This window comes from Streptomyces sp. NPDC059534, from assembly GCF_042743475.1.
Classification (GTDB): Bacteria; Actinomycetota; Actinomycetes; order Streptomycetales; family Streptomycetaceae; genus Streptomyces.
In genome coordinates this window covers 62597-88647 of sequence record NZ_JBHWAQ010000007.1, presented here as the reverse complement: position 1 = coordinate 88647, position 26051 = coordinate 62597, and the positions used below count along the sequence as shown (strand labels likewise).

The window sequence follows — 26051 nt, the reverse complement described above, 5'->3', positions numbered from 1 at the left end:
AGGACTGAGAAATGGGAATCCGCAAGTACAAGCCGACAACGCCGGGCCGCCGTGGCTCCTCCGTTGCCGACTTCGTCGAGATCACGCGGTCCACGCCGGAGAAGTCGCTGGTTCGCCCCCTGCACAGCAAGGGCGGCCGTAACAACACCGGTCGGATCACCGTTCGCCACCAGGGTGGCGGACACAAGCGCGCCTACCGCGTGATCGACTTCCGTCGTCACGACAAGGACGGCGTGCCGGCCAAGGTCGCGCACATCGAGTACGACCCGAACCGCACGGCGCGCATCGCGCTGCTCCACTACGTGGACGGCGAGAAGCGCTACATCATCGCCCCCAAGGGTCTGACGCAGGGTGACCGCGTCGAGAACGGCCCCGGCGCTGACATCAAGCCCGGCAACAACCTGGCGCTCCGCAACATCCCGGTCGGTACCACGATCCACGCGATCGAGCTCCGTCCCGGTGGCGGCGCCAAGTTCGCGCGCTCCGCTGGTGCCTCCGTGCAGCTGCTGGCGAAGGAGGGCACGATGGCCCACCTTCGTATGCCGTCCGGTGAGATCCGTCTCGTCGACGCCCGCTGCCGCGCCACGATCGGCGAGGTCGGCAACGCCGAGCAGTCGAACATCAACTGGGGCAAGGCCGGCCGCAAGCGCTGGCTCGGCGTTCGCCCGACCGTCCGCGGTGTGGCGATGAACCCGGTTGACCACCCGCACGGTGGTGGTGAGGGCAAGACCTCCGGTGGTCGTCACCCGGTCTCCCCGTGGGGTCAGAAGGAGGGTCGTACTCGCTCGCCGAAGAAGGCTTCGAGCAAGTACATCGTCCGCCGCCGCAAGACGAACAAGAAGCGCTAGGAGCGGGTTTAGATGCCGCGCAGTCTCAAGAAGGGACCCTTCGTCGACGGCCACCTCGTCAAGAAGGTGGACGCCCAGAACGAAGCCGGTACCAAGAACGTCATCAAGACCTGGTCCCGTCGCTCGATGATCATCCCGGCCATGCTCGGCCACACGATCGCGGTGCACAACGGCAAGACCCACATTCCGGTGTTTGTCACCGAGTCGATGGTCGGCCACAAGCTCGGCGAGTTCTCGCCGACGCGCACCTTCCGGGGTCACGTGAAGGACGACCGGAAGTCGAAGCGCCGCTAGTAGCGGGGTGGAATGACCATGACAGACACTGGAAGGACAACCATGGAAGCCAGGGCCCAGGCGCGGTACATCCGCGTCACGCCCATGAAGGCCCGCCGAGTGGTGGACCTTATCCGTGGCATGGACGCCACGGAGGCTCAGGCGGTCCTGCGTTTCGCCCCGCAGGCCGCGAGCGTGCCGGTTGGCAAGGTGCTGGACAGCGCCATTGCCAACGCTGCACACAACTACGACCACACTGACGCCTCTTCGCTGGTCATCAGCGAGGCGTACGTGGATGAGGGCCCGACCCTGAAGCGGTTCCGTCCGCGTGCTCAGGGCCGTGCCTACCGGATCCGTAAGCGGACCAGCCACATCACCGTGGTCGTCAGCAGCAAGGAAGGAACCCGGTAATGGGCCAGAAGGTTAACCCGCATGGGTTCCGGCTCGGCATCACCACGGACTTCAAGTCCCGCTGGTACGCCGACAAGCTGTACAAGGACTACGTCAAGGAAGACGTCGCCATCCGTCGGATGATGACGTCCGGCATGGAGCGCGCCGGCATCTCGAAGGTTGAGATCGAGCGCACCCGTGACCGCGTGCGGGTGGACATCCACACCGCGCGTCCCGGCATCGTCATCGGCCGCCGTGGCGCCGAGGCCGACCGCATCCGCGGCGACCTCGAGAAGCTCACGGGCAAGCAGGTCCAGCTGAACATCCTCGAGGTCAAGAACCCCGAGATGGACGCTCAGCTGGTTGCTCAGGCCGTTGCCGAGCAGCTCTCCTCCCGCGTCTCCTTCCGTCGCGCCATGCGTAAGAGCATGCAGGGCACGATGAAGGCCGGCGCCAAGGGCATCAAGATCCAGTGCGGCGGTCGTCTCGGCGGCGCCGAGATGTCCCGCTCGGAGTTCTACCGCGAGGGTCGTGTGCCGCTGCACACGCTCCGCGCGAACGTGGACTACGGCTTCTTCGAGGCCAAGACGACCTTCGGTCGTATTGGCGTCAAGGTCTGGATCTACAAGGGCGACGTCAAGAACATCGCCGAGGTCCGCGCCGAGAACGCTGCGGCCCGTGCGGGTAACCGCCCGGCCCGTGGTGCAGGCGCTGGCGACCGCCCGGCCGGCCGTGGTGGCCGCGGTGGCGAGCGTGGCGGCCGCGGCCGCAAGCCGCAGCAGCAGTCCGCGCCGGCTGCCGAGGCCCCCAAGGCCGACGCTCCCGCCGCCGCTGCCGCTCCGGCTGAGAGCACCGGAACGGAGGCCTGACCGAAATGCTGATCCCCCGTAGGGTCAAGCACCGCAAGCAGCACCACCCCAAGCGCTCGGGTATGAGCAAGGGTGGTACGCAGGTTGCGTTCGGCGAGTACGGCATTCAGGCCCTCACGCCGGCGTACGTGACGAACCGCCAGATCGAGGCTGCTCGTATCGCGATGACCCGCCACATCAAGCGTGGCGGCAAGGTCTGGATCAACATCTACCCGGACCGCCCCCTGACGAAGAAGCCTGCCGAGACCCGCATGGGTTCCGGTAAGGGTTCTCCCGAGTGGTGGATCGCGAACGTCAAGCCGGGTCGGGTGATGTTCGAACTGTCCTACCCGAACGAGAAGATCGCGCGCGAGGCCCTGACCCGTGCGGCCCACAAGCTGCCGATGAAGTGCAAGATCGTAAAGCGCGAAGCAGGTGAGCTGTGATGTCGGCCGGTACCAAGGCGTCCGAGCTGCGCGAGCTGGGCAACGAGGAGCTTCTCAACAAGCTCCGCGAGGCCAAGGAAGAGCTGTTCAACCTCCGCTTCCAGGCGGCGACGGGCCAGCTCGAGAACCACGGCCGGCTCAAGTCCGTCCGTAAGGACATCGCCCGGATCTACACCCTGATGCGTGAGCGTGAGCTGGGCATCGAGACGGTGGAGAACGCCTGATGAGCGAGAGCAACGTGACTGAGAAGACCGAGCGCAACGCTCGCAAGGTCCGCGAGGGCCTGGTCGTCAGCGACAAGATGGACAAGACCGTCGTCGTCGCTGTCGAGGACCGCGTCAAGCACGCGCTGTACGGCAAGGTCATCCGCCGTACGAACAAGCTCAAGGCTCACGACGAGCAGAACGCTGCCGGCATCGGTGACCGCGTCCTCCTGATGGAGACCCGGAAGCTGTCGTCGACGAAGCACTGGCGCGTCATCGAGATCCTCGAGAAGGCCAAGTAAGGATTTTCCCGCAAGGGAAATCCGAATGTTCAGCCTGAGGGGTTTCCCTCAGGTCGGTTCCGCCAGGCTCGGCCGGGGCTTCTTCGGAAGCCCCGGCCGGGAACCGGCAGACAAATCAGGAGATAGACGTGATCCAGCAGGAGTCGCGACTGCGTGTCGCCGACAACACTGGTGCCAAGGAGATCCTTTGCATCCGTGTTCTCGGTGGCTCGGGTCGCCGCTACGCGGGCATCGGTGACGTCATCGTCGCCACCGTCAAGGACGCGATCCCCGGTGGCAACGTGAAGAAGGGTGACGTCGTCAAGGCGGTCATCGTTCGCACCGTCAAGGAGCGCCGCCGCCAGGACGGCTCGTACATCCGCTTCGACGAGAACGCCGCTGTCATTCTCAAGAACGACGGCGACCCTCGTGGCACCCGTATCTTCGGCCCGGTCGGCCGTGAGCTGCGCGAGAAGAAGTTCATGAAGATCATCTCGCTCGCGCCGGAGGTGCTGTAAGCATGAAGATCAAGAAGGGCGACCTGGTTCAGGTCATCACCGGTAAGGACAAGGGCAAGCAGGGCAAGGTCATCACGGCCTTCCCCCGCGAGAACCGCGTCCTGGTCGAGGGTGTCAACCGGGTCAAGAAGCACACCAAGGCCGGCCCGTCGCAGGCCGGTGGCATCGTCACGACCGAGGCCCCTGTCCACGTGAGCAACGTTCAGCTCGTGGTGGAGAAGGACGGCAAGAAGGTCGTCACGCGTGTCGGTTACCGCTTCGACGACGAGGGCAACAAGATCCGCGTTGCCAAGCGGACGGGTGAGGACATCTGATGGCTACCACCACTCCGCGTCTCAAGACGAAGTACCGCGAGGAGATCGCGGGCAAGCTGCGTGAGGAGTTCTCCTACGAGAACGTCATGCAGATTCCCGGCCTCGTGAAGATCGTGGTGAACATGGGTGTCGGCGACGCCGCCCGTGACTCGAAGCTCATGGACGGTGCCGTCCGCGACCTGACCACGATCACCGGTCAGAAGCCGGCCGTCACCAAGGCTCGCAAGTCCATCGCGCAGTTCAAGCTGCGTGAGGGCCAGCCGATCGGTGCGCACGTCACCCTCCGTGGCGACCGCATGTGGGAGTTCCTGGACCGCACCCTGTCGCTCGCGCTTCCGCGCATCCGCGACTTCCGTGGTCTGTCCCCCAAGCAGTTCGACGGGCGTGGCAACTACACCTTCGGTCTCACGGAGCAGGTCATGTTCCACGAGATCGACCAGGACAAGATCGACCGTGTCCGGGGTATGGACATCACCGTGGTGACCACGGCGACCAACGACGACGAGGGCCGAGCCCTTCTGCGTCACCTCGGCTTCCCCTTCAAGGAGGCGTAAGCGAGATGGCGAAGAAGGCTCTCATCGCGAAGGCTGCCCGCAAGCCCAAGTTCGGCGTGCGTGGCTACACGCGCTGCCAGCGTTGTGGTCGTCCCCACTCCGTGTACCGCAAGTTCGGCCTGTGCCGCGTGTGCCTTCGTGAGATGGCTCACCGTGGCGAGCTGCCGGGCGTGACCAAGAGCTCCTGGTAATCCCTTAGTTGGGATGACCGGAGTCTCTCGGTAAGCACTGGGTTGTCGGTCGCCCATCCCTTCATGGCTTAGGCTAGGAGGGTTGGGCGTCCGACGCCCGTACGACTTACTACGCCGTAGGTCCCCGCGCCGCACCCGTCCCGCCCCTGTGTGGGGAGAGGGATGGCGCACTGGAAACCCCGGCGAGAGAGGCCGAAGGCCAATTCATGACCATGACTGATCCGATCGCGGACATGCTGACTCGTCTGCGTAACGCGAACTCGGCATACCACGACTCCGTGACGATGCCGCACAGCAAGATCAAGTCTCACATCGCGGAAATCCTCCAGCAGGAGGGCTTCATCACGGGCTGGAAGGTCGAGGACGCCGAGGTCGGCAAGAACCTCGTCCTCGAGCTCAAGTTCGGTCCGAACCGTGAGCGCTCCATCGCGGGCATCAAGCGGATCTCGAAGCCCGGTCTCCGGGTTTACGCGAAGTCCACCAACCTGCCGAAGGTTCTCGGCGGCCTGGGCGTGGCGATCATCTCCACGTCCCACGGCCTCCTGACCGGCCAGCAGGCAGGCAAGAAGGGCGTAGGTGGGGAAGTCCTCGCCTACGTCTGGTAGTCGGGAACGGAGGAATAGCTAATGTCGCGTATTGGCAAGCTGCCTATCCAGGTTCCCGCCGGCGTGGACGTCACCATCGAGGGCCGCACGGTCACGGTGAAGGGTTCCAAGGGCACCCTGAGCCACACCGTCGCCGCGCCGATCGAGATCGTTAAGGGCGAGGATGGCGTTCTGAACGTCAACCGTCCGAACGACGAGCGTCAGAACAAGGCCCTTCACGGCCTGTCCCGCACGCTGGTGGCCAACATGATCACCGGTGTGACCCAGGGTTACGTGAAGGCGCTCGAGATCAGCGGTGTCGGTTACCGCGTGGCCGCGAAGGGCTCCAGCCTGGAGTTCCAGCTCGGCTACAGCCACCCGATCCTGATCGAGGCGCCCGAGGGCATCTCGTTCAAGGTCGAGTCCCCGACCAAGTTCTCGGTCGAGGGCATCGACAAGCAGAAGGTCGGCGAGGTCGCGGCGAACATCCGCAAGCTGCGGAAGCCCGACCCGTACAAGGCCAAGGGCGTCAAGTACGCCGGCGAGGTCATCCGCCGCAAGGTCGGAAAGGCTGGTAAGTAAGCCATGGCATACGGTGTGAAGATCGCCAAGGGCGACGCTTACAAGCGTGCCGCCAAGGCGCGCCGCCACATCCGCATCCGCAAGAACGTGTCGGGTACGGCGGAGCGTCCGCGCCTCGTCGTGACGCGTTCGAACCGCGGTATCACCGCTCAGGTCATCGACGACCTCAAGGGTCACACCCTTGCGTCCGCGTCGAACCTGGACGCGTCGATCCGTGGCGGCGAGGGTGACAAGTCCGCGCAGGCCAAGCAGGTCGGCGCTCTCGTCGCCGAGCGCGCCAAGGCCGCCGGTGTCGAGGCTGTCGTGTTCGACCGTGGTGGCAACAGGTACGCCGGGCGCATTGCCGCTCTGGCTGACGCCGCCCGCGAAGCCGGGCTGAAGTTCTAAGCCCCGGTTCCGGGACTAACGGACGTAACAGAGAGAGGTAATCCAATGGCTGGACCCCAGCGCCGCGGAAGCGGTGCCGGTGGCGGCGAGCGGCGGGACCGGAAGGGCCGCGACGGTGGCCCTGCCGCCGAGAAGACCGCGTACGTTGAGCGCGTTGTCGCGATCAACCGCGTCGCCAAGGTTGTCAAGGGTGGTCGTCGCTTCAGCTTCACCGCGCTGGTCGTGGTGGGCGACGGTGACGGCACCGTAGGTGTCGGTTACGGCAAGGCCAAGGAAGTTCCCGCGGCCATCGCCAAGGGTGTCGAGGAAGCCAAGAAGAACTTCTTCAAGGTTCCCCGCATCCAGGGCACCATCCCTCACCCGATCCAGGGCGAGAAGGCCGCGGGCGTCGTCCTGCTCAAGCCGGCTTCCCCCGGTACCGGCGTTATCGCCGGTGGCCCGGTGCGCGCCGTGCTCGAGTGCGCCGGCGTTCACGACATCCTGTCGAAGTCGCTCGGCTCCGACAACGCGATCAACATCGTGCACGCGACCGTGGCGGCCCTCAAGGGCCTGCAGCGTCCCGAGGAGATCGCGGCTCGCCGTGGTCTGCCCCTCGAGGACGTCGCCCCCGCGGCTCTTCTCCGTGCGCGTGCTGGGGCGGGTGCCTAATGGCTCGCCTCAAGGTCACGCAGACGAAGTCGTACATCGGCAGCAAGCAGAACCACCGCGACACCCTGCGCTCGCTTGGCCTCAAGAAGGTCAACGACGTGGTTGTCAAGGAGGACCGCCCCGAGTTCCGCGGCATGGTGCACACCGTCCGCCACCTCGTGACGGTCGAGGAGGTTGACTGACATGGCGGAGAACAACCCGCTGAAGGCCCACAACCTCCGTCCCGCCCCCGGTGCCAAGACCGCGAAGACCCGTGTGGGTCGCGGTGAGGCGTCGAAGGGTAAGACGGCCGGTCGTGGTACCAAGGGCACGAAGGCCCGTTACCAGGTTCCGCAGCGCTTCGAGGGTGGGCAGATGCCCCTCCACATGCGTCTGCCGAAGCTCAAGGGCTTCAAGAACCCGTTCCGCACCGAGTTCCAGGTCGTGAACCTGGACAAGCTCGGCGCTCTCTACCCCGAGGGTGGAGAGGTCACGGTGGCCGACCTGGTCGCCAAGGGCGCGGTTCGCAAGAACCAGCTCGTCAAGGTGCTCGGCACCGGCGAGATCACCGTGGCGCTGCAGGTTTCGGTTGACGCCGTCTCCGGCTCCGCCAAGGAGAAGATCGCCGCTGCCGGCGGCACCGTCACCGAGCTCGTCTAAGACGACTCGATGGCTTGAACATCCGATCGGGGATGCCTCTCAAAAGGGGCATCCCCGATTGGTCGTTCCTAGGGGGGCACGGTCGCCGGTAAGGTGGCGTGCACTGTCTAGGCTCCGTGCGGTATGCCCGCACGGAATTGATGACCGATACCCAATCGTCGAACCTCAAGACCGTCACCCTTGACGCATAGCGCGGGGGTCGCAGGAGGCACCGTGCTCACCGCGTTCGCCCGGGCGTTCAAGACGCCCGACCTGCGCAAGAAGCTGCTCTTCACGCTCGGCATCATCGTGCTGTACCGCCTCGGGGCCCACATCCCGGTCCCCGGCGTCAGCTACGAGGCCGTCCAGCAGTGTGTCAAGCAGGCCAGCGAGGGCAACAACAGCCTGTTCGGCCTGGTCAACATGTTCAGTGGCGGGGCGCTGCTGCAGATCACCATCTTCGCGCTCGGCATCATGCCGTACATCACGGCGAGCATCATCCTGCAGCTGCTGACCGTCGTGATCCCGCGCCTCGAGGCCCTGAAGAAGGAGGGTCAGTCCGGTACCGCCAAGATCACGCAGTACACCCGGTACCTGACGGTCGCCCTCGCCGTCCTCCAGGGCACCGGTCTCGTCGCCACCGCCAAGAGCGGCGCGCTCTTCAGCGGCTGCTCGGTGGCCGATCAGGTCGTCCCGGACCCGTCGATCTTCACCATCGCCACGATGGTCATCACGATGACCGCCGGTACCTGCATCGTCATGTGGCTCGGTGAGATCATCACCGACCGCGGCATCGGCAACGGCATGTCGATCCTGATGTTCATCTCGATCGCCGCCGGCTTCCCGGGTGCCCTGTGGGCCATCAAGGAGAGCGGCAAGCTCGCCAAGGGCTGGATCGAGTTCGGCACCGTCATCCTCATCGGCTTCGTCATGGTGGCGCTCGTCGTCTTCGTCGAGCAGGCCCAGCGCCGCATCCCGGTGCAGTACGCGAAGCGCATGATCGGCCGGCGCTCCTACGGCGGTACGTCCACGTACATCCCGCTGAAGGTGAACCAGGCGGGTGTGATTCCTGTCATCTTCGCGTCGTCGCTGCTGTACATCCCGGCCTTGATCGCGCAGTTCTCGAACTCCACCGCAGGGTGGAAGACCTGGATCGAAGCCCACTTCGTCAAGGGTGACCACCCCTACTACATCGCCGCGTACTTCCTCCTGATCGTGTTCTTCGCCTTCTTCTACGTGGCGATCTCGTTCAACCCCGAGGAAGTCGCCGACAACATGAAGAAGTATGGTGGCTTCATCCCGGGTATCCGGGCTGGTCGACCTACTGCCGAGTATCTGAGCTACGTGCTCAACCGGATCACTTGGCCGGGCTCGCTGTACTTGGGTCTGATCGCTCTTGTGCCGACGATGGCGTTGGCAGGCTTCGGTGGCGCCAATGCCAACTTCCCCTTCGGTGGGACGAGCATCCTCATCATCGTGGGTGTGGGGCTGGAGACCGTGAAGCAGATCGAGAGCCAGCTCCAGCAGCGCAATTACGAAGGGTTCCTCCGCTGATGCGAATCGTCCTCGTCGGACCGCCCGGTGCCGGCAAGGGAACGCAGGCTGCGTTCCTTGCCAAGAACCTGGACATCCCGCACATCTCCACGGGCGACCTGTTCCGCGCCAACATCTCTCAGGGCACGGAGCTGGGTCTCAAGGCCAAGGCGTTCATGGACGCCGGCGACCTGGTGCCCGACGAGGTGACCATCGGGATGGCCAAGGACCGGATGGAGCAGCCGGACGCCGCCAACGGCTTCCTGCTGGACGGGTTCCCCCGCAACGTGGCTCAGGCCGAGGCCCTGGACGTGGTCCTGAAGGCCGAGGACATGCAGCTCGACGCGGTGCTGGACCTGGAGGTCCCCGAGGACGAGGTCGTGAAGCGGATCGCGGGTCGCCGCATCTGCCGCAACGACAGCGCGCACGTCTTCCACGTGGAGTACAACGCGCCGAAGGCCGAGGGTGTCTGCGACGCCTGCGGCGGCGAGCTGTACCAGCGTGCGGACGACTCCGAGGAGACGGTCCGCAAGCGCCTGGAGGTCTACCACACGCAGACCGAGCCGATCATCGATTACTACCGGGCGCAGAACCTGGTCGTGACGATCTCGGCGCTCGGCAAGGTGGACGAGGTCACGGCGAAGGCGATGGCCGCGCTCAAGAAGTAACCCTGGTTCGTTCGATACGGCCGCGGTGCCCCTCAGGGGCGCCGCGGCCGTATCGTTGTTCTGTTCCCCGTTCTCGATGGAAAGGCCGCGGCCAGATGGTGCAGATCAAGACCCCCGAGCAGATCGCGAAGATGCGCGAGGCGGGCCTGGTCGTCGCCGCCATCCACGCGGCGACCCGCGAGGCGGCCGTGCCGGGCGCCACGACCAAGGACCTGGACGAGGTCGCGCGGAAGGTCATCGCCGACCACGGGGCGAAGTCGAACTTCCTCGGCTACGGCGGCTTCCCCGCGACGATCTGCACCTCGGTGAACGAGGTCGTCGTCCACGGCATCCCCGACGACAAGACCGTCCTCAAGGACGGCGACATCATCTCCATCGACGCCGGCGCGATCGTGGACGGCTGGCACGGCGACGCGGCCTACACGGCCTTCGTGGGCACCGGGCACGCGCCCGAGCTCGTCGAGCTCTCCCGGGTGACCGAGGAGTCGATGTGGGCCGGCATCGCGGCCATGAAGCTCGGCAACCGCCTCGTCGACATCTCCAAGGCGATCGAGACGTACATCAAGCGTCAGCCCCGCCCCGCGGTCGGCGACCACAGCCTCGGCCGGTACGGGATCATCGAGGACTACGGCGGCCACGGCATCGGCACCGAGATGCACATGGACCCGCACCTGCTGAACTACGTCTCGCGCAAGCGCGGCAAGGGCCCCAAGCTGGTCCCCGGCCTCTGCCTCGCCATCGAGCCCATGGTCTCCCTCGGCACCCCGCACACCGAGGTCCTCAAGGACGACTGGACCGTCATCACCACCGACAACACCTGGTCCTCCCACTGGGAGCACTCCATCGCGCTGACGGAGGAGGGCCCCCTGGTCCTGACCGCGGTCGACGGCGGCAAGGCGAAGCTGGCGGAGCTGGGCGTCACGGCGGCGCCGGACCCGCTGGCGTAGCGGTCGGCCGGGGGCGCAGGACCCGCTGGCGTAGCCCGTCCGCCGCGGCGGACGGGGCCTGCGGAGCAGGCGATTCTGCGGCGTGGCTGCTTGCGTAAGGATCTTTCGGGGTGGGCACACTTTCCCGATTCGTCTTTTCCTGGGGCCTGACGTAGACTGATGCGTCGGCTCTCGTGTACCCGTGTGTCCGCATGCGGCGCCGAGAGTCGATCAAGGTAGCCGATTCGAAAGGCGAAGCGTGGCCAAGAAGCAAGGTGCCATCGAAATCGAGGGCACCGTGATCGAGTCCCTCCCGAACGCCATGTTCAAGGTGGAACTCCAGAACGGTCACAAGGTCCTCGCGCACATCTCCGGCAAGATGCGGATGCACTACATCCGAATCCTTCCGGACGACCGGGTCGTCGTGGAGCTCTCTCCGTACGACCTGACGCGTGGCCGGATCGTCTACCGGTACAAGTAGATCTTGCCCGCACCCCGCCTTCGCGCGCGGGTGGTGGCACTGACCCGGAGAACCTCACATCCCATGAAGGTCAAGCCGAGCGTCAAGAAGATCTGCGACAAGTGCAAGGTGATCCGCCGTCACGGCCGGGTCATGGTCATCTGCGACAACCTGCGCCACAAGCAGCGCCAGGGCTGACGCACGCCGACCGACCTGCATTTCGCAGTTCTTCGCGCGACGCATAGCAATACGTACATACGCAGAGCCCGTCGGGCCGTGATCCACGGTTGACGGCACCTCCGGCGGGGGCCGGGGACCCGGACGTACCACTGCTCCGACTGGAGCGGTCGGCGGTCGGGAGCGGTTCTGCAGCAGACCCCCGAGAACACAGGAGCCATTGAATGGCACGCGTTTCCGGTGTTGACATCCCGCGCGAAAAGCGTGTGGTGGTCGCACTCACCTACGTCTTCGGCATCGGGCGTACCCGGTCCGAGGAGATCCTCGCCTCGACCGGCGTGAACCCGTCCACCCGTGTCCGCGACCTTGCCGAGGAAGACCTCGTCAAGATCCGCGAGTACGTGGACGCCAACCTCCAGACCGAGGGTGACCTCCGTCGCGAGATCGCCGCCGACATCCGCCGCAAGGTCGAGATCGGCTGCTACCAGGGCCTCCGCCACCGTCGTGGCCTGCCCGTCCGCGGCCAGCGCACCAGCACGAACGCTCGTACCCGCAAGGGCCCGCGTCGCGCCATCGCCGGCAAGAAGAAGCCGGGCAAGAAGTAGTCCTCAGCGGACGCTTGACCAAGCGGTCTTCGCTGTAGGACCGACCACCTCCCGTAGGAGATATAGATGCCCCCCAAGGGTCGTCAGGGCGCTGCCAAGAAGGTGCGCCGCAAGGAAAAGAAGAACGTCGCTCACGGCCACGCGCACATCAAGAGCACGTTCAACAACACGATCGTCTCGATCACGGACCCCTCGGGCAACGTGATCTCCTGGGCCTCCGCCGGCCACGTCGGCTTCAAGGGCTCGCGCAAGTCCACTCCGTTCGCCGCGCAGATGGCCGCCGAGTCGGCTGCCCGTCGCGCGCAGGAGCACGGCATGCGCAAGGTCGACGTCTTCGTGAAGGGTCCGGGCTCCGGCCGCGAGACCGCGATCCGCTCCCTCCAGGCCACGGGCCTCGAGGTCGGTTCGATCCAGGACGTCACCCCCACGCCGCACAACGGCTGCCGTCCCCCCAAGCGCCGCCGCGTCTGACGCACGGCTGCTTGTTCAGGACTTCGGGCGGTACGGCTCTTCGGACCGTGCCGCCCGTACCCTTGCAGTACAGAAGTGATCCGTAGGGCGTCAAATAGTGGGCGTCCACGACTGAAGGACAAAGAGACATGCTGATCGCTCAGCGTCCGTCGCTGACCGAAGAGGTCGTCGACGAGTTCCGCTCCCGGTTCGTGATCGAGCCGCTGGAGCCGGGCTTCGGCTACACCCTCGGCAACTCCCTCCGCCGTACCCTCCTCTCCTCGATCCCGGGTGCCGCTGTCACCAGCATCCGCATCGACGGTGTCCTGCACGAGTTCACCACCGTGCCGGGCGTCAAGGAGGACGTCACCGACCTCATCCTCAACATCAAGCAGCTGGTCGTCTCCTCGGAGCACGACGAGCCGGTCGTGATGTACCTGCGCAAGCAGGGCCCGGGTCTGGTCACCGCCGCCGACATCGCGCCCCCGGCCGGTGTCGAGGTGCACAACCCCGACCTCGTCCTCGCCACGCTCAACGGCAAGGGCAAGCTGGAGATGGAGCTGACCGTCGAGCGCGGTCGCGGCTACGTCTCCGCCGTGCAGAACAAGCAGGTGGGCCAGGAGATCGGCCGTATCCCGGTCGACTCCATCTACTCGCCGGTGCTCAAGGTCACGTACAAGGTCGAGGCGACCCGTGTCGAGCAGCGCACCGACTTCGACAAGCTGATCGTCGACGTCGAGACCAAGCAGGCCATGCGCCCGCGTGACGCCATGGCGTCCGCCGGCAAGACCCTGGTCGAGCTGTTCGGTCTGGCGCGCGAGCTCAACATCGACGCCGAGGGCATCGACATGGGCCCGTCCCCGACGGACGCCGCCCTTGCCGCCGACCTGGCGCTGCCGATCGAGGAGCTCGAGCTCACCGTTCGTTCGTACAACTGCCTCAAGCGCGAGGGCATCCACTCCGTGGGTGAGCTCGTGGCGCGTTCCGAGGCCGACCTGCTCGACATCCGCAACTTCGGTGCGAAGTCGATCGACGAGGTCAAGGCGAAGCTGGCCGGCATGGGCCTGGCCCTCAAGGACAGCCCGCCCGGATTCGACCCGACCGCCGCCGCCGACGCCTTCGGCGCCGACGACGACGCGGACGCGGGCTTCGTCGAGACCGAGCAGTACTAGTAGATCGTCTGCAGACCGGTTCCGGCCGGTCGTGCAGTTCCCCGCGTCCCTCAGGGGGCGCGGGGTCTTCGACGGGTGACCGCCCGCTCGGACACTGACATCGGTACCTCATACGGCCGGTGCAGACATCAAGGAGAAACACCATGCCGCGTCCCGCGAAGGGTGCCCGCCTCGGCGGTTCCGCCGCGCACGAGAAGCTGCTCCTCGCCAACCTGGCGAAGTCGCTCTTCGAGCACGGCCGCATCACCACGACCGAGGCCAAGGCCCGTCGCCTGCGTCCGGTCGCCGAGCGCCTGATCACCAAGGCGAAGAAGGGCGACATCCACAACCGTCGCCTGGTGCTGCAGTCGATCACCGACAAGGGGATCGTCCACACCCTCTTCACCGAGATCGCCCCGCGTTACTCGGAGCGTCCCGGTGGCTACACCCGTATCACCAAGATCGGCAACCGTCGTGGCGACAACGCCCCGATGGCCGTGATCGAGCTGGTCGAGGGCGAGATCGCCAAGAAGGCGACCGTCGCCGAGGCCGAGGCCGCCACCGTGCGCGCCGTCAAGGAGGCCGACGCGGCCGCCGAGGCTCCGGCCGAGGAGTCGAAGGACGCGTAAGCGTTCTCGCCGACTGTTCTCGTGTGCGGGCCCGTACCCCCTGGGGTGCGGGCCCGCTCCCGTGTGTTTGAGAGGATTTCCGCGTGAGCGACGACGTGCAGGACGGATTCGTACGGGTACGGCTGGACCTTTCGTACGACGGCAAGGACTTCTCCGGCTGGGCCAAGCAGGCGCAGGGGCGGCGGACCGTGCAGGGGGACATCGAGGACGCCCTGCGGACCGTGACCCGCTCCAAGGAGACGTACGAGCTGACCGTCGCCGGCCGGACCGACTCCGGGGTGCACGCGCGCGGCCAGGTCGCCCACGTCGACCTGCCCGCGGAGCTGTGGGCCGAGCACCACGACAAGCTGCTGCGGCGGCTGGCGGGGCGGCTCTCCCACGATGTCCGGGTGTGGAAGGTGGAGGAGGCGCCCGCCGGCTTCAACGCCCGCTTCTCCGCGATCTGGCGCCGGTACGCCTACCGGGTCACCGACAACCCCGGCGGGGTCGACCCGCTGCTGCGCGGGCATGTCCTCTGGCACGACTGGGCCCTCGACATGGACGCCATGAACGAGGCGGCGGCCGCGCTGGTGGGGGAGCACGACTTCGCCGCGTACTGCAAGCGCCGCGAGGGGGCGACGACCATCCGGACCCTGCAGCAGCTGCGCTGGGAGCGGCGGTCCGACGGCGTCCTCGAAGCGACCGTGAAGGCGGACGCCTTCTGCCACAACATGGTCCGCTCGCTGGTCGGCGCGATGCTGTTCGTCGGCGACGGCCACCGGCCGGTGGACTGGCCGGGCAAGGTGCTCGCCGCCGGGGTCCGGGACTCGGCCGTGCACGTCGTACGGCCGCACGGCCTCACCCTCGAAGAGGTCGGCTACCCGGCCGACGAGCTCCTGGCCGCCCGCAGCGTGGAGGCCAGGAACAAGCGGTCACTCCCCGGGAGCTCCGGCTGCTGCTGACGCCTGGGCGCGGCCGCGGGCGTAGATCTGGTTGAAGGCGAAGGTGCCGAGGTCGTCGCTGCCCTGGAAGACGGCCTGGTCGGCCTTGGTGACCTTCTTGCCGTTGGCGAACCCGGCCTGGGTGAAGTACGCGTACCGGCCGATCGAGTTCGAGCGGCGCAGGCAGACCGTGGCGTGGCAGAAGTCGCCCACGCCCGCGCCGACGAGGGGGGCGATGCCGCCGGTGGCCTGGGTCTTCGCCTTGAGGGCCGCGGCCTCGGACGGGAAGACGGCGACGCCGACGGTGATCGCCACGCCGTCCTTCACGTAGGTGGCGCGCAGGACCCGCTGGCAGCCGTTCTTCTTCAGGACGGCGCCGAGGCCGCCTTGGGTGACGGACGCGCAGTTGTTCGTCGCGGAGGTCGCGCCCTTCTTGTAGGGGCGCTTGTTCATGGTCAGCTGCTTGCCCGGGAAGAGGCCCTCGGCGGAGAGCGGGGCCTTGTCCTTCCTCGGGTCCGAGATGTAGTCCATCGGGTTCGGCGGGGGCGGCGGCGCCACCGAGGAGAAGGTCGGCTCGGGGGTGGGCGTGCCGGTGGGGGAGACCGTGCCGGTGGGGGTCCCGCCGCCGTTCTTCGACTCGTCGTTGTTCTTGTTCGTGGCCACGACGGCGGTGGCGACGATCGCGCCGACCGCCAGGGTGGCCAGGACCCCGCCGCCGATCAGCAGCCAGCGCTTGCGGCGGCTCCTGTTCGCGGAGGCGGCGGCGAGGGCGCCCCAGTCAGGGGTCTGACCGCCGCCCTGGGCGCCCGGGAAGGGCTCCTGCGCGCCCGGGAAGGGGTTCGGCTGCCCGAAGCCCTGCTGCCCGCCGTACGGCTGCTGCTGCCCGTACCCCTGCTGCTGTCCGTGTCCGGGCTGCTGTCCGTACCCCTGCTGCCCCTGCTGCTGCGGCTCCTGCGGCCACTGCGGTCCCCCAAAGCTCATGCCGCGCATCCTAATCCGGTTGGGCGGAGGGGACGCGTGCGGTGACAATGCACCCCATGGGACATGTCGAGGCCGCGCATCTTGAGTACTACCTTCCCGACGGGAGGGTCCTGCTCGGGGACGCCTCCTTCCGGGTCGGGGAGGGGGCCGTCGTCGCTCTCGTCGGGGCCAACGGCGCCGGCAAGACCACACTGCTCCGGCTGATCTCCGGGGAGCTCCAGCCGCACGGCGGCACCGTCAAGGTGAGCGGCGGCCTGGGCGTGATGCCGCAGTTCGTCGGTTCCGTACGGGACGAGTCCACCGTCCGCGACCTGCTGGTCTCGGTGGCCCAGCCGCGGATCCGGGAGGCCGCGAAGGCGGTCGACGCGGCCGAGCACCTGATCATGACGGTCGACGACGAGGCCGCGCAGATGAAGTACGCGCAGGCCCTCAGCGACTGGGCCGAGGTGCAGGGGTACGAGGCGGAGACCGTCTGGGACATCTGCACCATGGCCGCGCTCGGCGTCCCGTACGAGAAGGCGCAGTTCCGGCAGGTGCGGACGCTGTCCGGCGGCGAGCAGAAGCGGCTGGTCCTGGAGTCGCTGCTGCGCGGCCCCGACGAGGTGCTGCTCCTCGACGAGCCGGACAACTACCTCGACGTGCCCGGCAAGCGGTGGCTGGAGGAGCGGCTGCGGGAGACCCGTAAGACCGTGTTGTTCATCTCTCACGACCGGGAGCTGCTCTCCCGGGGCGCGCAGAAGATCGTCGCGGTCGAGCCCGGCCCCGCCGGTTCGGACGTGTGGGTGCACGGTGGCGGCTTCGACACCTTCCACGAGGCGCGGCGGGAGCGTTTCGCGCGCTTCGAGGAGCTGAAGCGGCGCTGGGAGGAGAAGCACGCCCAGCTGAAGAAGCTGGTCCTCACCCTGCGGCAGGCGGCGGCGGTCAGCCACGACATGGCCTCCCGGTACGCGGCGGCGCAGACCCGGCTGCGGAAGTACGAGGAGGCGGGGCCGCCGCCGGAGCCGCCGCGCGAGCAGGACATCCGGATGCGGCTGCGCGGCGGCCGGACCGGTGTGCGTGCCGTGACCTGCGAGAACCTTGAGCTGACCGGTCTGATGAAGCCGTTCTCGCTGGAGATCTTCTACGGGGAGCGGGTCGCCGTCCTCGGCTCGAACGGGTCGGGTAAGTCACACTTCCTGCGGCTTCTGGCGGGGGACCCGTCGGTCGCCCACACGGGCGACTGGAAGCTCGGCGCACGGGTCGTGCCGGGGCACTTCGCGCAGACCCACGCGCACCCGGAGCTGGCGGGGCGGCCGCTCGTCGACATCCTGTGGACGGAGCACGCCAGGGACCGCGGCCAGGCGATGTCCGTGCTGCGCCGCTACGAGCTGGAGCGCCAGGGCGACCAGCCCTTCGACAAGCTCTCGGGCGGTCAGCAGGCCCGTTTCCAGATCCTGCTCCTGGAGCTCGCCGGCACCACGGCGCTGCTGCTGGACGAGCCGACGGACAACCTGGACCTGGAGTCGGCCGAGGCCCTCCAGGACGGGCTGGAGTCGTACGACGGGACCGTGATGGCGGTCACGCACGACCGCTGGTTCGCGAAGAGCTTCGACCGGTTCCTGGTGTTCGGCTCCGACGGCGTGGTGCGCGAGACGACCGAGCCGGTGTGGGACGAGCGGCGGGTGGAGCGGGCGCGCTGACCTGGTGTCCCGCGGCGTTTTGACCCGTCGGGGGCGGCGCGGGTAGTGTTGCGGTTTGTTATGCGTCTTGGCTTCGTCGTTTTCACGCGAAGGGCCTTTACGCAGGTTCCCTGGAGCAGTTACCAGTGGCTCGCATACGGGCGGTGTTCCCGGCAGTGCGGCCCCAGCTGCATGATCGCTTCAGGTGTGTCTGGACTCCATCCACTGAAGAAGCGAAGGCTACGAAGTGCGTACGTACAGCCCCAAGCCCGGCGATGTCACTCGCCAGTGGCACATCATCGACGCGCAGGACATCGTCCTGGGCCGTCTGGCGACCACGGCTGCGAACCTCCTCCGAGGCAAGCACAAGCCCGTCTACGCCCCGCACATGGACATGGGCGACTTTGTCATCATCATCAACGCTGACAAGGTGCACCTGTCCGGCAACAAGAAGACCCAGAAGCTGGCGTACCGCCACTCCGGCTTCCCGGGTGGTCTGCGCTCCGTCCGTTACGACGAGCTGCTGGCCAAGAACCCCGAGAAGGCCGTCGAGAAGGCCATCAAGGGCATGATCCCCAAGAACACCCTGGGCCGTCAGATGATCTCGAAGCTGAAGGTCTACGCGGGCGAGAACCACCCGCACGCTGCGCAGCAGCCGGTTCCGTTCGAGATCACCCAGGTCGCGCAGTAGTTCCGGCCACACCCCCTAAGAACGAAAGAAATCTGAGGAGAATCGTGGCCGAGACCACCCCCGAAACCCCCGTCGACGAGTTCGAGGGCGTTGAGGAGTACACCACCGAGACCGAGCTCGTCGAGGGTGAGTACACCTCCGAGTCGCTCGCGTCCCGCTTCGGCGACCCGCAGCCGGCCGCCGGCCTGGGCCGTCGCAAGAACGCCATCGCCCGCGTCCGGATCGTTCCGGGCACCGGCAAGTGGAAGATCAACGGTCGCACCCTTGAGGACTACTTCCCCAACAAGGTGCACCAGCAGGAAGTCAACGAGCCCTTCAAGGTGCTCGAGCTCGACAACCGCTACGACGTCATCGCCCGCATCGCGGGTGGCGGTGTCTCCGGCCAGGCCGGCGCCCTGCGCCTCGGTGTGGCCCGTGCGCTGAACGAGGCGGACGTCGAGAACAACCGCCCGGCGCTGAAGAAGGCCGGCTTCCTCTCCCGCGACGACCGTGCGGTCGAGCGCAAGAAGGCCGGTCTCAAGAAGGCCCGTAAGGCCCCGCAGTACAGCAAGCGTTAATCGCCTGCTCGGACTGTTTGTCGTACGCCCCGGCGGCACTGCACGTGCCGTCGGGGCGTACGTTTTTTCATAACCTCTTTCATCAGCTTGGGCACGTATTTCTCGGAGGACAGCTGTGGGACGACTCTTCGGCACGGACGGCGTACGCGGCGTTGCCAACGCGGACCTGACGGCGGAGCTCGCGCTCGGCCTGTCGGTCGCGGCGGCGCACGTGCTGGCCGAGGCGGGCACCTTCGAGGGGCACCGGCCGACCGCCGTGGTCGGGCGTGACCCCCGCGCCTCCGGAGAGTTCCTGGAGGCGGCCGTCGTGGCGGGTCTCGCCAGCGCCGGAGTCGACGTGCTGCGCGTCGGAGTGCTGCCCACCCCGGCCGTCGCCCACCTCACCGGCGTCCTCGGCGCCGACCTCGGCGTGATGCTCTCCGCCAGCCACAACGCCATGCCCGACAACGGCATCAAGTTCTTCGCGCGCGGCGGCCACAAGCTGGCCGACGAACTGGAGGACAAGATCGAGGGCGTGTACGAGGAGCACCGCACCGGCGCCCCCTGGGAGCGCCCGACCGGTGCCGGCGTCGGCCGCGTGCGCGACTACGACGAGGGCTTCGAGACGTACGTCTCCCACCTGATGTCCGTCCTCCCCAACCGGCTCGACGGCCTCAAGATCGTCCTCGACGAGGCCCACGGCGCCGCCGCCCGCGTCTCGCCCGAGGCGTTCGTCCGGGCCGGCGCCCAGGTCGTCACCATCGGCGCCGAGCCGGACGGCCTCAACATCAACGACGGCTGCGGCTCCACCCACCTCGGGCTGCTCCGGGCCGCCGTCATCGAGCACGGCGCCGACCTGGGCATCGCCCACGACGGCGACGCCGACCGCTGCCTCGCCGTGGACGCCGCGGGCAACGAGGTCGACGGCGACCAGATCCTCGCCGTCCTCTCGCTCGCCATGCGCGAGGCCGGCACGCTGCGCGGCGACACCGTCGTCGCGACCGTCATGTCGAACCTGGGCTTCAAGCTCGCCATGGAGCGCGAGGGCCTCACCCTCGTCCAGACCGCGGTCGGCGACCGCTACGTCCTGGAGTCCATGAAGGAGCACGGCTACGCGCTCGGCGGCGAGCAGTCCGGGCACGTCATCGTGCTCGACCACGCCACCACCGGCGACGGCACCCTCACCGGCCTCATGCTGGCCGCCCGCATCGCGGCCACCGGCAAGTCCCTCGCGGACCTCGCCGGCGTGATGGAGCGGCTGCCGCAGATCCTCATCAACGTCCCCGACGTGGACAAGTCCCGGGTCAGGACCTCCGGGGACCTCGCCGCCGCCGTCACCGCCGCCGAGCAGGAGCTCGGCGCCACCGGCCGCGTCCTGCTGCGCCCCTCCGGCACCGAGCCGCTCGTCCGCGTCATGGTCGAGGCCGCCGACATCGAGCAGGCCCGCGCCGTCGCGCAGCGCCTCGCGGACGCCGTGAAGTCCGCGCTGGGATAGCCTTTCTGAGGCATCGTCATGCAGACGCGTGAGGGCCCGCCGCACCGGATTCCGGTGCGGCGGGCCCTTTCGTACGAGGGGGCCTCGGCGCCCCCGGAGGGGTCAGCCCCTCCGCAGCCGGCGCTTCAGACGCCCGCGCTGGGTCCGCCACAGTCGCTGCTGGAGCATCAGGGTCGCCGTACCCGCCAGCATGATCCCCAGCAGGTTGAGCAGCAGCTGCCCGATCGATCCCCCCATCTGTGCGAACTCGCCGTAGCTGAGCGCCACCGCCGCGTTCGCCGCCGCCGGGACCGTGGTCACCGAGATCGCCACGCCCACCAGGGCACCCGACTTGGACGACGTCAGGGAGAGGGTGCCGGCCGCGCCCGCGAGGAGCGCCACCACGAAGGAGAACGGGTCCGGCTGCCAGATGAAGTCGGTCTGCGGCCGCTCCGCCTCCAGCATGGAATCGTGGAACAGGCCCAGCAAGTCCATGACCAGGCTGAACAGGGTCGTCGCCAGGATCGCCGACGCGAAGCCGATCAGCAGCGCGGTCAGCGAACGGGCCGCCAGCTTCGGCGCCCGCTGCACGATCGCCGTGCACACCCCGGCGAGCGGGCCGAACTCCGGGCCGACCGCCATGGCGCCCACGATCAGGATCGCGTTGTCCAGGACGACACCGCAGGCCGCGATCATCGTCGCGAGGCCCATGAAGGAGAGATACGTGAAGGAGAGCGTCGACTCCTCGTGGGTCGCCTCCGCCAGCTGCTCCCAGATCACGGCGTCCGCGCCCTCGCCCGGAGCCTCCTCCTCGGCCGTGTCCGCCCGCGTGGACATCGACAGGTCGATGTTCTCCACCGCGATCGACCCGTCCTGATCGATCCTCATGTCCCGCAGTCCGTGCAGCAGTTCGTCGGCCGCCTCGCGGGCCGTGTCGCACAGGACCAGGTCGCCGACGGGTTCCCTGGCGGCGCCCGGCAGCACGACGAGGTGCGTGGTGCCGACCGTCGACTCGATCAGCGCGACCGCGGCCGCGGTGCGGTCCGGCGGGACGATCATCCGCAAGTGCAGCATCCCCCGAGCTTACGGAGGTCAGAGCTTGCGGAGGCTCAGCCGCTGCACCTTGTGGTCGGAGCCCTTGCGGACGACGAGCGTCGCGCGGCCCCGGGTCGGGGCCACGTTCTCCAGCAGGTTCACCTTGTTGATGGTCCGCCACATGGTGCGGGCGTAGTCGAGGGCCTCCTCCTCGGAGACCTGGGTGTAGCGCTGGAAGTACGAGGACGGGTTCTGGAAGGCGGTGTCACGGAGCTTGCGGAAGCGGTTGAGGTACCACCGCTCGATGTCCTCCGCCCGCGCGTCCACGTACACCGAGAAGTCGAAGTAGTCGGCCAGGCCCACCCGGGTGCGGCCGTCCTTGCCGGGCAGCGCCGGCTGGAGGACGTTCAGGCCCTCCACGATGAGGATGTCGGGGCGGCGCACGACGAGCCGCTCGTCGGGCACCCGGTCGTAGATCAGGTGCGAGTAGACCGGTGCCGTGACCTCCTCCTTGCCCGCCTTGATGTCCGCGACGAACCGGGTCAGCGCCCGGCGGTCGTACGACTCGGGGAAACCCTTCCGGGACATCAGGCCGCGCGCCTTCAGCTCCTCCATCGGATAGAGGAAGGCGTCCGTGGTCACCAGCTCCACCCGGGGGTGCTCCGGCCAGCGGGCGAGCAGCGCCTGGAGGAGCCGGGAGACCGTCGACTTGCCGACGGCCACCGAACCGGCGACCCCTATGACGAACGGCGTGCCGCGCTGCTCGGCGCTCTCGCCGAGGAAGGTGTTGAGGGCGCCGCGCAGACCGCTGGTGGCCTGGACGTACAGGTTGAGCAGCCGGGACAGCGGCAGATAGACGTCACGGACCTCGTCGAGGTCGATGACGTCGCCCAGGCCGCGCAGCCGCTCGACCTCGTCGGCGGTGAGCGGCAGCGGCGTCTTGTCACGCAGGGCGCTCCACTCGGCCCGGGTGAAGTCGACGTACGGCGTTGCCTCGGACGGCCGGCGGTGGCCGGTGCCGTTCCCGGCGCCGTTGCGGCGACCGTCTCCGTTGGAGCTTCGTGGCGGCGAAGTGATCACCCCGCCATTGTCGGGGGTCGGCGGCCTCCGTGGGTGGTGGGGTCGGTCACGTGACAAAAGCCGTTGCCCGGCCCCCGCCCCGGGGCGATCATGCTGGTGCCGCGTGGCCTTCCGCCCTTCACGCGGGGGGAGCCGCCGTCGGCGGCACGCAGGGAACACGAAGAGAAACAGAGAGCCACCTCAGATGCGTACGTCCATGAGAAGCGCCGCCGTCGCCGCCACCGCCGTCTCCGTCGCCCTGCTCGCCACCGCCTGCGGCGGCGGGAAGAGCGACGGCAAGGAGGCCGGGAAGACCGCCGCGCCCAGCGCCGCCGCCTCCACCGCCGCCGCGCCCCCGGCCCGGGCGCTGTCCGCCGCCGAGCTGGACAAGCTGATCGTCGGAACGGCCGACCTCAAGGGCTACCAGGTGCAGAAGGCCGAGGACATCGTGACGGCGGACCAGGTCACCGCCGACAAGGCCGCCTGCGCGCCGATCGCCCACGCCATGTCCTCCGTCTCGCCCGGTTCGCCCGCCGCGTCGGCGCAGCGCCAGGTGCTCGCCGAGCCGAAGAAGGGCGCGTCGACCGCCCCGGAGGACGCGCTCCTGGGGGCGCTCGGCGTCCAGATGACGGCGGTGACGCTCGGTTCGTACGACGGACAGGGCGCCCAGGACGCCTTCGCCTCGGTGAAGGCGGCCGGCACCGGGTGCGCCGGCGGTTTCACCGTGGTCCAGGGCGCCGAGAAGACCAGGATCGACAAGGTCGCCCCCGAGAGCGTCACCGCCGGGGACGAGGCCGTCGCCTTCACCGTCACCACCGACATGGAGGGCGAGCCGTTCGTCAGCAAGCTCGTCGTCTTCCGTCAGGGCAACGCGCTCGCCTCGTTCTCGACCATCAGCTTCGCGCCCGGCGGCGTCAAGGAGCTGCCGACGCCCGTCGTCACGGCGCAGGCCGCCAAGCTGGGCTAGGTGGTGTCGCCCCGGGGGGAGCTGGGGACCCGGGCCCGGCGCGCGCCGACGCGCGGCCGTCGAACCGGGCTGACTCCGGCCCTCCGGCCGGCTTCCGTCCTAGGCTGCCGCCATGTGCGGAATCGTGGGATATGCCGGCGGGCAGTCGGCACTTGACGTAGTGGTCGCGGGCCTCAAGCGGCTCGAATACCGGGGTTACGACTCGGCCGGTGTCGCGGTGCTCTCCGACGGAGGGATCGCCGCGGCCAAGAGGGCGGGCAAGCTCGTCAACCTGGAGAAGGAGCTCGTGGACCGGCCGCTGGCCGGCGGCTCCGTGGGCATCGGGCACACCCGCTGGGCCACCCACGGCGGGCCGACCGACGCCAACGCGCACCCGCACCTCGACAACGCGGGGCGCGTCGCCGTCGTCCACAACGGCATCATCGAGAACTTCGCCGCCCTGCGCGAGGAGCTCGCCGACCGCGGCCACGACCTCCTCTCCGAGACGGACACCGAGGTCGTCGCCCACCTCCTCGCCGAGGAGTTCTCCTCCGCCGGGGACCTGGCCGAGGCCATGCGCCTGGTGTGCCGTCGGCTCGACGGGGCGTTCACGCTCGTCGCGGTCCACGCCGACCAGCCGGACGTGGTCGTCGGCGCCCGCCGGAACTCGCCGCTCGTCGTCGGCGTCGGCGAGGGCGAGAACTTCCTCGCCTCCGACGTGTCCGCCTTCATCGCCCACACCCGGTCGGCGATCGAACTCGGCCAGGACCAGGTCGTCGAGCTCACCCGGGACGGCGTCACCGTCACCGACTTCGACGGGGCGCCCGCCGACGTACGGGCCTACCACGTGGACTGGGACGCCTCCGCCGCCGAGAAGGGCGGCTACGACTACTTCATGCTCAAGGAGATCGCCGAGCAGCCCCGGGCCGTCGCCGACACCCTCCTCGGCCGGATCGACGGCGCCGGCCGGCTCACCCTCGACGAGGTGCGCATCCCGGACACCGTGCTCCGCGAGGCCGACAAGATCGTCATCATCGCGTGCGGCACCGCCTTCCACGCCGGGATGATCGCCAAGTACGCCATCGAGCACTGGACCCGCATCCCCTGCGAGGTCGAGCTCGCCAGCGAGTTCCGCTACCGGGACCCGATCCTCGGCCGGCGCACCCTGGTCATCGCCATCTCCCAGTCCGGCGAGACCATGGACACCCTGATGGCGCTCCGGCACGCCCGCGAGCAGGGCGCCAAGGTGCTCGCCGTCTGCAACACCAACGGCTCGACGATCCCCAGGGAATCGGACGCCGTGCTGTACACCCACGCCGGGCCCGAGGTCGCCGTCGCCTCCACGAAGGCGTTCCTCACCCAGCTCGTCGCCTGCTACCTGCTCGCCCTCTACCTCGGACAGGTGCGCGGCACCAAGTGGGGCGACGAGATCCACGCCGTCGTCCGCGAGCTCGCCCGGATCGGCGACGAGGTCGAACGGGTCCTGGAGACGATGGAGCCCGTCCGGGCCCTCGCCCGCTCCCTCGCCCACAAGGACACCGTCCTCTTCCTCGGCCGGCACGTCGGATACCCGGTGGCGCTGGAGGGTGCCCTGAAGCTCAAGGAACTCGCGTACATGCACGCCGAGGGCTTCGCCGCGGGAGAGCTCAAGCACGGGCCGATCGCGCTCATCGAGGAGGACCTGCCCGTCGTCGTGGTCGTCCCCTCGCCCAAGGGCCGTTCCGTCCTCCACGACAAGATCGTCTCCAACATCCAGGAGATCCGGGCCCGCGGTGCGCGCACCATCGTGATCGCGGAGGAGGGCGACGAGACCGTCGTCCCGTACGCCGACCACCTCGTCCGGATCCCGGCCACGCCTACGCTGCTCCAGCCGCTGGTCTCCACGGTGCCGCTCCAGGTCTTCGCCTGCGAGCTCGCCACCGCGCGGGGCAACGAGGTGGACCAGCCGCGCAACCTGGCCAAATCCGTGACCGTGGAGTGAGGTAACAGATGATCATCGGGGTGGGGATCGACGTGGCGGAGATCGACCGTTTCGCCGTGTCGATCGAGCGGACGCCGGGGCTGCTCCAGCGCCTCTTCGTCGAGAGCGAGCTGCTGCTCGCGAGCGGCGAGCGGCGCGGGCCGGCGTCGCTCGCGGTGCGGTTCGCCGCGAAGGAGGCGCTCGCGAAGGCGCTCGGCGCGCCCGGCGGGCTGCTGTGGACGGACGCCGAGGTGTACGTCGAGGGGACCGGTCAGCCGCGGCTGCGCGTCCGGGGGACCGTGGCCGCCCGCGCCGCGGAACTCGGCGTGAAGCACTGGCACGTCTCGCTGAGCCACGACGCGGGGGTGGCCTCCGCCGTGGTGATCGCCGAGGCGTGACGGCGGCGGCGAGCCCGACGCACGACCCCCAGGGGCCCGGCCGCCACAGGACGGCCGGGCCCCTGGGCGTGGGCGTCCCGGCGGGGCGGGCCCCTGGGCGTGGGCGTTC

General features: G+C 68.3%; 37 protein-coding genes. 34 read left to right on the top strand and 3 right to left on the bottom strand.

The window, feature by feature from the left end:
• Positions 1 to 11: 11 nt before the first annotated feature.
• The 27 genes from rplB to truA all read left to right on the top strand — a co-directional run bounded on the left by rplB (position 12) and on the right by truA (position 15225).
• Positions 12 to 848 carry a 50S ribosomal protein L2 gene (gene rplB / locus ACFVZH_RS11140; protein ID WP_030318653.1) on the top strand — a complete coding sequence of 279 codons (837 nt, stop codon included), beginning with the start codon at positions 12 to 14 and terminating at the stop codon, positions 846 to 848.
• Between the two features lie 12 nt (positions 849 to 860).
• A complete protein-coding gene (gene rpsS / locus ACFVZH_RS11135; protein ID WP_015035577.1) occupies positions 861 to 1142 on the top strand; it encodes a 30S ribosomal protein S19 in 282 nt (93 codons plus the stop codon).
• A gap of 42 nt (positions 1143 to 1184) precedes the next feature.
• Positions 1185 to 1532 (top strand): 50S ribosomal protein L22, encoded by a 348-nt coding sequence (rplV, locus tag ACFVZH_RS11130; protein WP_004571827.1) that lies wholly within the window; start codon positions 1185 to 1187, stop codon positions 1530 to 1532.
• A complete protein-coding gene (gene rpsC / locus ACFVZH_RS11125) occupies positions 1532 to 2380 on the top strand; it encodes a 30S ribosomal protein S3 (RefSeq protein ID WP_017239578.1) in 849 nt (282 codons plus the stop codon). Before rplV ends, rpsC begins: the two co-directional genes overlap by 1 nt.
• 5 nt (positions 2381 to 2385) lie before the next feature.
• Entirely contained in the window at positions 2386 to 2805 is a 420-nt protein-coding gene (gene rplP, locus ACFVZH_RS11120) for a 50S ribosomal protein L16 (RefSeq protein WP_015035580.1), read from the top strand.
• Positions 2805 to 3029 (top strand): 50S ribosomal protein L29, encoded by a 225-nt coding sequence (gene rpmC / locus ACFVZH_RS11115; RefSeq protein WP_017239580.1) that lies wholly within the window; start codon positions 2805 to 2807, stop codon positions 3027 to 3029. The genes rplP and rpmC overlap by 1 nt, the downstream gene beginning before the upstream one ends.
• Complete coding sequence (rpsQ, locus tag ACFVZH_RS11110; protein ID WP_030318650.1) at positions 3029 to 3310, top strand: 30S ribosomal protein S17; 282 nt, start codon at positions 3029 to 3031, stop codon at positions 3308 to 3310. Before rpmC ends, rpsQ begins: the two co-directional genes overlap by 1 nt.
• A gap of 128 nt (positions 3311 to 3438) precedes the next feature.
• On the top strand, positions 3439 to 3807 hold the full coding sequence (rplN, locus tag ACFVZH_RS11105; protein ID WP_003956455.1) for a 50S ribosomal protein L14: 369 nt from the start codon (positions 3439 to 3441) through the stop codon (positions 3805 to 3807).
• A 2-nt stretch (positions 3808 to 3809) separates the two neighbouring features.
• The gene (rplX, locus tag ACFVZH_RS11100; protein ID WP_015035583.1) at positions 3810 to 4121 is read left to right on the top strand and encodes a 50S ribosomal protein L24; all 312 of its coding nucleotides are present in this window, start codon (positions 3810 to 3812) and stop codon (positions 4119 to 4121) included.
• A complete protein-coding gene (rplE, locus tag ACFVZH_RS11095; RefSeq protein WP_351793114.1) occupies positions 4118 to 4675 on the top strand; it encodes a 50S ribosomal protein L5 in 558 nt (185 codons plus the stop codon). The genes rplX and rplE overlap by 4 nt, the downstream gene beginning before the upstream one ends.
• A gap of 5 nt (positions 4676 to 4680) precedes the next feature.
• The gene (locus ACFVZH_RS11090; RefSeq protein ID WP_003948630.1) at positions 4681 to 4866 is read left to right on the top strand and encodes a type Z 30S ribosomal protein S14; all 186 of its coding nucleotides are present in this window, start codon (positions 4681 to 4683) and stop codon (positions 4864 to 4866) included.
• Positions 4867 to 5072: 206 nt separating this feature from the next.
• Complete coding sequence (gene rpsH, locus ACFVZH_RS11085) at positions 5073 to 5471, top strand: 30S ribosomal protein S8 (RefSeq protein ID WP_015035585.1); 399 nt, start codon at positions 5073 to 5075, stop codon at positions 5469 to 5471.
• 21 nt (positions 5472 to 5492) lie between these two features.
• On the top strand, positions 5493 to 6032 hold the full coding sequence (rplF, locus tag ACFVZH_RS11080; protein WP_384895559.1) for a 50S ribosomal protein L6: 540 nt from the start codon (positions 5493 to 5495) through the stop codon (positions 6030 to 6032).
• 3 nt (positions 6033 to 6035) lie between these two features.
• Positions 6036 to 6419: a 50S ribosomal protein L18 gene (gene rplR, locus ACFVZH_RS11075; RefSeq protein WP_015035587.1), complete on the top strand. Its 384-nt coding sequence runs from the start codon at positions 6036 to 6038 to the stop codon at positions 6417 to 6419.
• Positions 6420 to 6464: 45 nt separating this feature from the next.
• Positions 6465 to 7067 carry a 30S ribosomal protein S5 gene (rpsE, locus tag ACFVZH_RS11070; protein WP_254372698.1) on the top strand — a complete coding sequence of 201 codons (603 nt, stop codon included), beginning with the start codon at positions 6465 to 6467 and terminating at the stop codon, positions 7065 to 7067.
• Positions 7067 to 7249, top strand: a complete 183-nt coding sequence (rpmD, locus tag ACFVZH_RS11065) for a 50S ribosomal protein L30 (protein WP_015035589.1) — start codon at positions 7067 to 7069, stop codon at positions 7247 to 7249. The genes rpsE and rpmD overlap by 1 nt, the downstream gene beginning before the upstream one ends.
• Before the next feature lies 1 nt (position 7250).
• Positions 7251 to 7706 (top strand): 50S ribosomal protein L15, encoded by a 456-nt coding sequence (gene rplO / locus ACFVZH_RS11060; RefSeq protein WP_384895557.1) that lies wholly within the window; start codon positions 7251 to 7253, stop codon positions 7704 to 7706.
• Positions 7707 to 7919: 213 nt separating this feature from the next.
• On the top strand, positions 7920 to 9239 hold the full coding sequence (secY, locus tag ACFVZH_RS11055; protein ID WP_376486757.1) for a preprotein translocase subunit SecY: 1320 nt from the start codon (positions 7920 to 7922) through the stop codon (positions 9237 to 9239).
• Positions 9239 to 9886: an adenylate kinase gene (locus ACFVZH_RS11050; RefSeq protein ID WP_384895555.1), complete on the top strand. Its 648-nt coding sequence runs from the start codon at positions 9239 to 9241 to the stop codon at positions 9884 to 9886. The genes secY and ACFVZH_RS11050 overlap by 1 nt, the downstream gene beginning before the upstream one ends.
• A 95-nt stretch (positions 9887 to 9981) precedes the next feature.
• Positions 9982 to 10833: a type I methionyl aminopeptidase gene (gene map, locus ACFVZH_RS11045; protein WP_189800374.1), complete on the top strand. Its 852-nt coding sequence runs from the start codon at positions 9982 to 9984 to the stop codon at positions 10831 to 10833.
• A 238-nt stretch (positions 10834 to 11071) separates the two neighbouring features.
• A complete protein-coding gene (gene infA, locus ACFVZH_RS11040) occupies positions 11072 to 11293 on the top strand; it encodes a translation initiation factor IF-1 (RefSeq protein WP_003956442.1) in 222 nt (73 codons plus the stop codon).
• 63 nt (positions 11294 to 11356) lie between these two features.
• Positions 11357 to 11470 carry a 50S ribosomal protein L36 gene (rpmJ, locus tag ACFVZH_RS11035; RefSeq protein ID WP_003956441.1) on the top strand — a complete coding sequence of 38 codons (114 nt, stop codon included), beginning with the start codon at positions 11357 to 11359 and terminating at the stop codon, positions 11468 to 11470.
• Between the two features lie 203 nt (positions 11471 to 11673).
• Positions 11674 to 12054 (top strand): 30S ribosomal protein S13, encoded by a 381-nt coding sequence (gene rpsM, locus ACFVZH_RS11030; RefSeq protein ID WP_017239590.1) that lies wholly within the window; start codon positions 11674 to 11676, stop codon positions 12052 to 12054.
• Between the two features lie 66 nt (positions 12055 to 12120).
• Positions 12121 to 12525, top strand: coding sequence for a 30S ribosomal protein S11 (gene rpsK, locus ACFVZH_RS11025; RefSeq protein WP_003956432.1), 405 nt, complete (start codon positions 12121 to 12123; stop codon positions 12523 to 12525).
• 128 nt (positions 12526 to 12653) lie between these two features.
• Positions 12654 to 13676 carry a DNA-directed RNA polymerase subunit alpha gene (locus tag ACFVZH_RS11020; RefSeq protein ID WP_003966937.1) on the top strand — a complete coding sequence of 341 codons (1023 nt, stop codon included), beginning with the start codon at positions 12654 to 12656 and terminating at the stop codon, positions 13674 to 13676.
• 143 nt (positions 13677 to 13819) lie between these two features.
• On the top strand, positions 13820 to 14284 hold the full coding sequence (rplQ, locus tag ACFVZH_RS11015; RefSeq protein WP_017239591.1) for a 50S ribosomal protein L17: 465 nt from the start codon (positions 13820 to 13822) through the stop codon (positions 14282 to 14284).
• An 83-nt stretch (positions 14285 to 14367) separates the two neighbouring features.
• On the top strand, positions 14368 to 15225 hold the full coding sequence (truA, locus tag ACFVZH_RS11010) for a tRNA pseudouridine(38-40) synthase TruA (protein WP_384895553.1): 858 nt from the start codon (positions 14368 to 14370) through the stop codon (positions 15223 to 15225).
• Here the strand turns inward: truA and ACFVZH_RS11005 are convergent.
• Positions 15196 to 16185: a hypothetical protein gene (locus ACFVZH_RS11005; RefSeq protein WP_384895551.1), complete on the bottom strand. Its 990-nt coding sequence runs from the start codon at positions 16183 to 16185 to the stop codon at positions 15196 to 15198. The two genes, truA and ACFVZH_RS11005, sit on opposite strands and share 30 nt — an antisense overlap.
• 56 nt (positions 16186 to 16241) lie before the next feature.
• On the opposite strand from ACFVZH_RS11005, the gene ACFVZH_RS11000 reads away from it, so the two are divergent.
• From ACFVZH_RS11000 to glmM, 4 genes are all read left to right on the top strand, one after another.
• Positions 16242 to 17864, top strand: a complete 1623-nt coding sequence (locus tag ACFVZH_RS11000) for an ABC-F family ATP-binding cassette domain-containing protein (RefSeq protein WP_384895549.1) — start codon at positions 16242 to 16244, stop codon at positions 17862 to 17864.
• Positions 17865 to 18090: 226 nt separating this feature from the next.
• The gene (gene rplM / locus ACFVZH_RS10995; RefSeq protein ID WP_189511777.1) at positions 18091 to 18534 is read left to right on the top strand and encodes a 50S ribosomal protein L13; all 444 of its coding nucleotides are present in this window, start codon (positions 18091 to 18093) and stop codon (positions 18532 to 18534) included.
• Between the two features lie 44 nt (positions 18535 to 18578).
• Positions 18579 to 19091 carry a 30S ribosomal protein S9 gene (gene rpsI, locus ACFVZH_RS10990; protein ID WP_015035601.1) on the top strand — a complete coding sequence of 171 codons (513 nt, stop codon included), beginning with the start codon at positions 18579 to 18581 and terminating at the stop codon, positions 19089 to 19091.
• A 115-nt stretch (positions 19092 to 19206) separates the two neighbouring features.
• Positions 19207 to 20565, top strand: coding sequence for a phosphoglucosamine mutase (gene glmM, locus ACFVZH_RS10985; protein WP_384895547.1), 1359 nt, complete (start codon positions 19207 to 19209; stop codon positions 20563 to 20565).
• Between the two features lie 102 nt (positions 20566 to 20667).
• Here glmM and ACFVZH_RS10980 read toward each other — a convergent pair whose 3' ends face one another.
• Together ACFVZH_RS10980 and coaA are read right to left on the bottom strand one after the other, a co-directional pair.
• Entirely contained in the window at positions 20668 to 21618 is a 951-nt protein-coding gene (locus ACFVZH_RS10980; RefSeq protein ID WP_384895545.1) for a DUF389 domain-containing protein, read from the bottom strand.
• An 18-nt stretch (positions 21619 to 21636) separates the two neighbouring features.
• Complete coding sequence (gene coaA / locus ACFVZH_RS10975; protein WP_384895543.1) at positions 21637 to 22659, bottom strand: type I pantothenate kinase; 1023 nt, start codon at positions 22657 to 22659, stop codon at positions 21637 to 21639.
• Positions 22660 to 22855: 196 nt separating this feature from the next.
• Here coaA and ACFVZH_RS10970 point away from each other — a divergent pair, with 196 nt between their 5' ends.
• The 3 genes from ACFVZH_RS10970 to ACFVZH_RS10960 all read left to right on the top strand — a co-directional run bounded on the left by ACFVZH_RS10970 (position 22856) and on the right by ACFVZH_RS10960 (position 25942).
• Complete coding sequence (locus tag ACFVZH_RS10970) at positions 22856 to 23605, top strand: sensor domain-containing protein (RefSeq protein ID WP_384895541.1); 750 nt, start codon at positions 22856 to 22858, stop codon at positions 23603 to 23605.
• 112 nt (positions 23606 to 23717) lie between these two features.
• Positions 23718 to 25565 (top strand): glutamine--fructose-6-phosphate transaminase (isomerizing), encoded by a 1848-nt coding sequence (glmS, locus tag ACFVZH_RS10965; protein WP_384895539.1) that lies wholly within the window; start codon positions 23718 to 23720, stop codon positions 25563 to 25565.
• 8 nt (positions 25566 to 25573) lie between these two features.
• Positions 25574 to 25942 (top strand): holo-ACP synthase, encoded by a 369-nt coding sequence (locus tag ACFVZH_RS10960; protein ID WP_384895537.1) that lies wholly within the window; start codon positions 25574 to 25576, stop codon positions 25940 to 25942.
• Positions 25943 to 26051 lie beyond the last annotated feature (109 nt).

Coding starts and splice junctions, on each gene's coding strand:
- rplB (WP_030318653.1), top strand. CDS start 12: ATGGGAATCCGCAAGTACAAGCCGACAACGCCGGGCCGCCGTGGCTCC.
- rpsS (WP_015035577.1), top strand. CDS start 861: ATGCCGCGCAGTCTCAAGAAGGGACCCTTCGTCGACGGCCACCTCGTC.
- rplV (WP_004571827.1), top strand. CDS start 1,185: ATGGAAGCCAGGGCCCAGGCGCGGTACATCCGCGTCACGCCCATGAAG.
- rpsC (WP_017239578.1), top strand. CDS start 1,532: ATGGGCCAGAAGGTTAACCCGCATGGGTTCCGGCTCGGCATCACCACG.
- rplP (WP_015035580.1), top strand. CDS start 2,386: ATGCTGATCCCCCGTAGGGTCAAGCACCGCAAGCAGCACCACCCCAAG.
- rpmC (WP_017239580.1), top strand. CDS start 2,805: ATGTCGGCCGGTACCAAGGCGTCCGAGCTGCGCGAGCTGGGCAACGAG.
- rpsQ (WP_030318650.1), top strand. CDS start 3,029: ATGAGCGAGAGCAACGTGACTGAGAAGACCGAGCGCAACGCTCGCAAG.
- rplX (WP_015035583.1), top strand. CDS start 3,810: ATGAAGATCAAGAAGGGCGACCTGGTTCAGGTCATCACCGGTAAGGAC.
- ACFVZH_RS11090 (WP_003948630.1), top strand. CDS start 4,681: ATGGCGAAGAAGGCTCTCATCGCGAAGGCTGCCCGCAAGCCCAAGTTC.
- rpsH (WP_015035585.1), top strand. CDS start 5,073: ATGACCATGACTGATCCGATCGCGGACATGCTGACTCGTCTGCGTAAC.
- rplF (WP_384895559.1), top strand. CDS start 5,493: ATGTCGCGTATTGGCAAGCTGCCTATCCAGGTTCCCGCCGGCGTGGAC.
- rplR (WP_015035587.1), top strand. CDS start 6,036: ATGGCATACGGTGTGAAGATCGCCAAGGGCGACGCTTACAAGCGTGCC.
- rpsE (WP_254372698.1), top strand. CDS start 6,465: ATGGCTGGACCCCAGCGCCGCGGAAGCGGTGCCGGTGGCGGCGAGCGG.
- rpmD (WP_015035589.1), top strand. CDS start 7,067: ATGGCTCGCCTCAAGGTCACGCAGACGAAGTCGTACATCGGCAGCAAG.
- rplO (WP_384895557.1), top strand. CDS start 7,251: ATGGCGGAGAACAACCCGCTGAAGGCCCACAACCTCCGTCCCGCCCCC.
- ACFVZH_RS11050 (WP_384895555.1), top strand. CDS start 9,239: ATGCGAATCGTCCTCGTCGGACCGCCCGGTGCCGGCAAGGGAACGCAG.
- map (WP_189800374.1), top strand. CDS start 9,982: ATGGTGCAGATCAAGACCCCCGAGCAGATCGCGAAGATGCGCGAGGCG.
- rpmJ (WP_003956441.1), top strand. CDS start 11,357: ATGAAGGTCAAGCCGAGCGTCAAGAAGATCTGCGACAAGTGCAAGGTG.
- rpsM (WP_017239590.1), top strand. CDS start 11,674: ATGGCACGCGTTTCCGGTGTTGACATCCCGCGCGAAAAGCGTGTGGTG.
- rpsK (WP_003956432.1), top strand. CDS start 12,121: ATGCCCCCCAAGGGTCGTCAGGGCGCTGCCAAGAAGGTGCGCCGCAAG.
- ACFVZH_RS11020 (WP_003966937.1), top strand. CDS start 12,654: ATGCTGATCGCTCAGCGTCCGTCGCTGACCGAAGAGGTCGTCGACGAG.
- rplQ (WP_017239591.1), top strand. CDS start 13,820: ATGCCGCGTCCCGCGAAGGGTGCCCGCCTCGGCGGTTCCGCCGCGCAC.
- ACFVZH_RS11005 (WP_384895551.1), bottom strand. CDS start 16,185: ATGAGCTTTGGGGGACCGCAGTGGCCGCAGGAGCCGCAGCAGCAGGGG.
- ACFVZH_RS11000 (WP_384895549.1), top strand. CDS start 16,242: ATGGGACATGTCGAGGCCGCGCATCTTGAGTACTACCTTCCCGACGGG.
- ACFVZH_RS10980 (WP_384895545.1), bottom strand. CDS start 21,618: ATGCTGCACTTGCGGATGATCGTCCCGCCGGACCGCACCGCGGCCGCG.
- ACFVZH_RS10970 (WP_384895541.1), top strand. CDS start 22,856: ATGAGAAGCGCCGCCGTCGCCGCCACCGCCGTCTCCGTCGCCCTGCTC.
- glmS (WP_384895539.1), top strand. CDS start 23,718: ATGTGCGGAATCGTGGGATATGCCGGCGGGCAGTCGGCACTTGACGTA.
- ACFVZH_RS10960 (WP_384895537.1), top strand. CDS start 25,574: ATGATCATCGGGGTGGGGATCGACGTGGCGGAGATCGACCGTTTCGCC.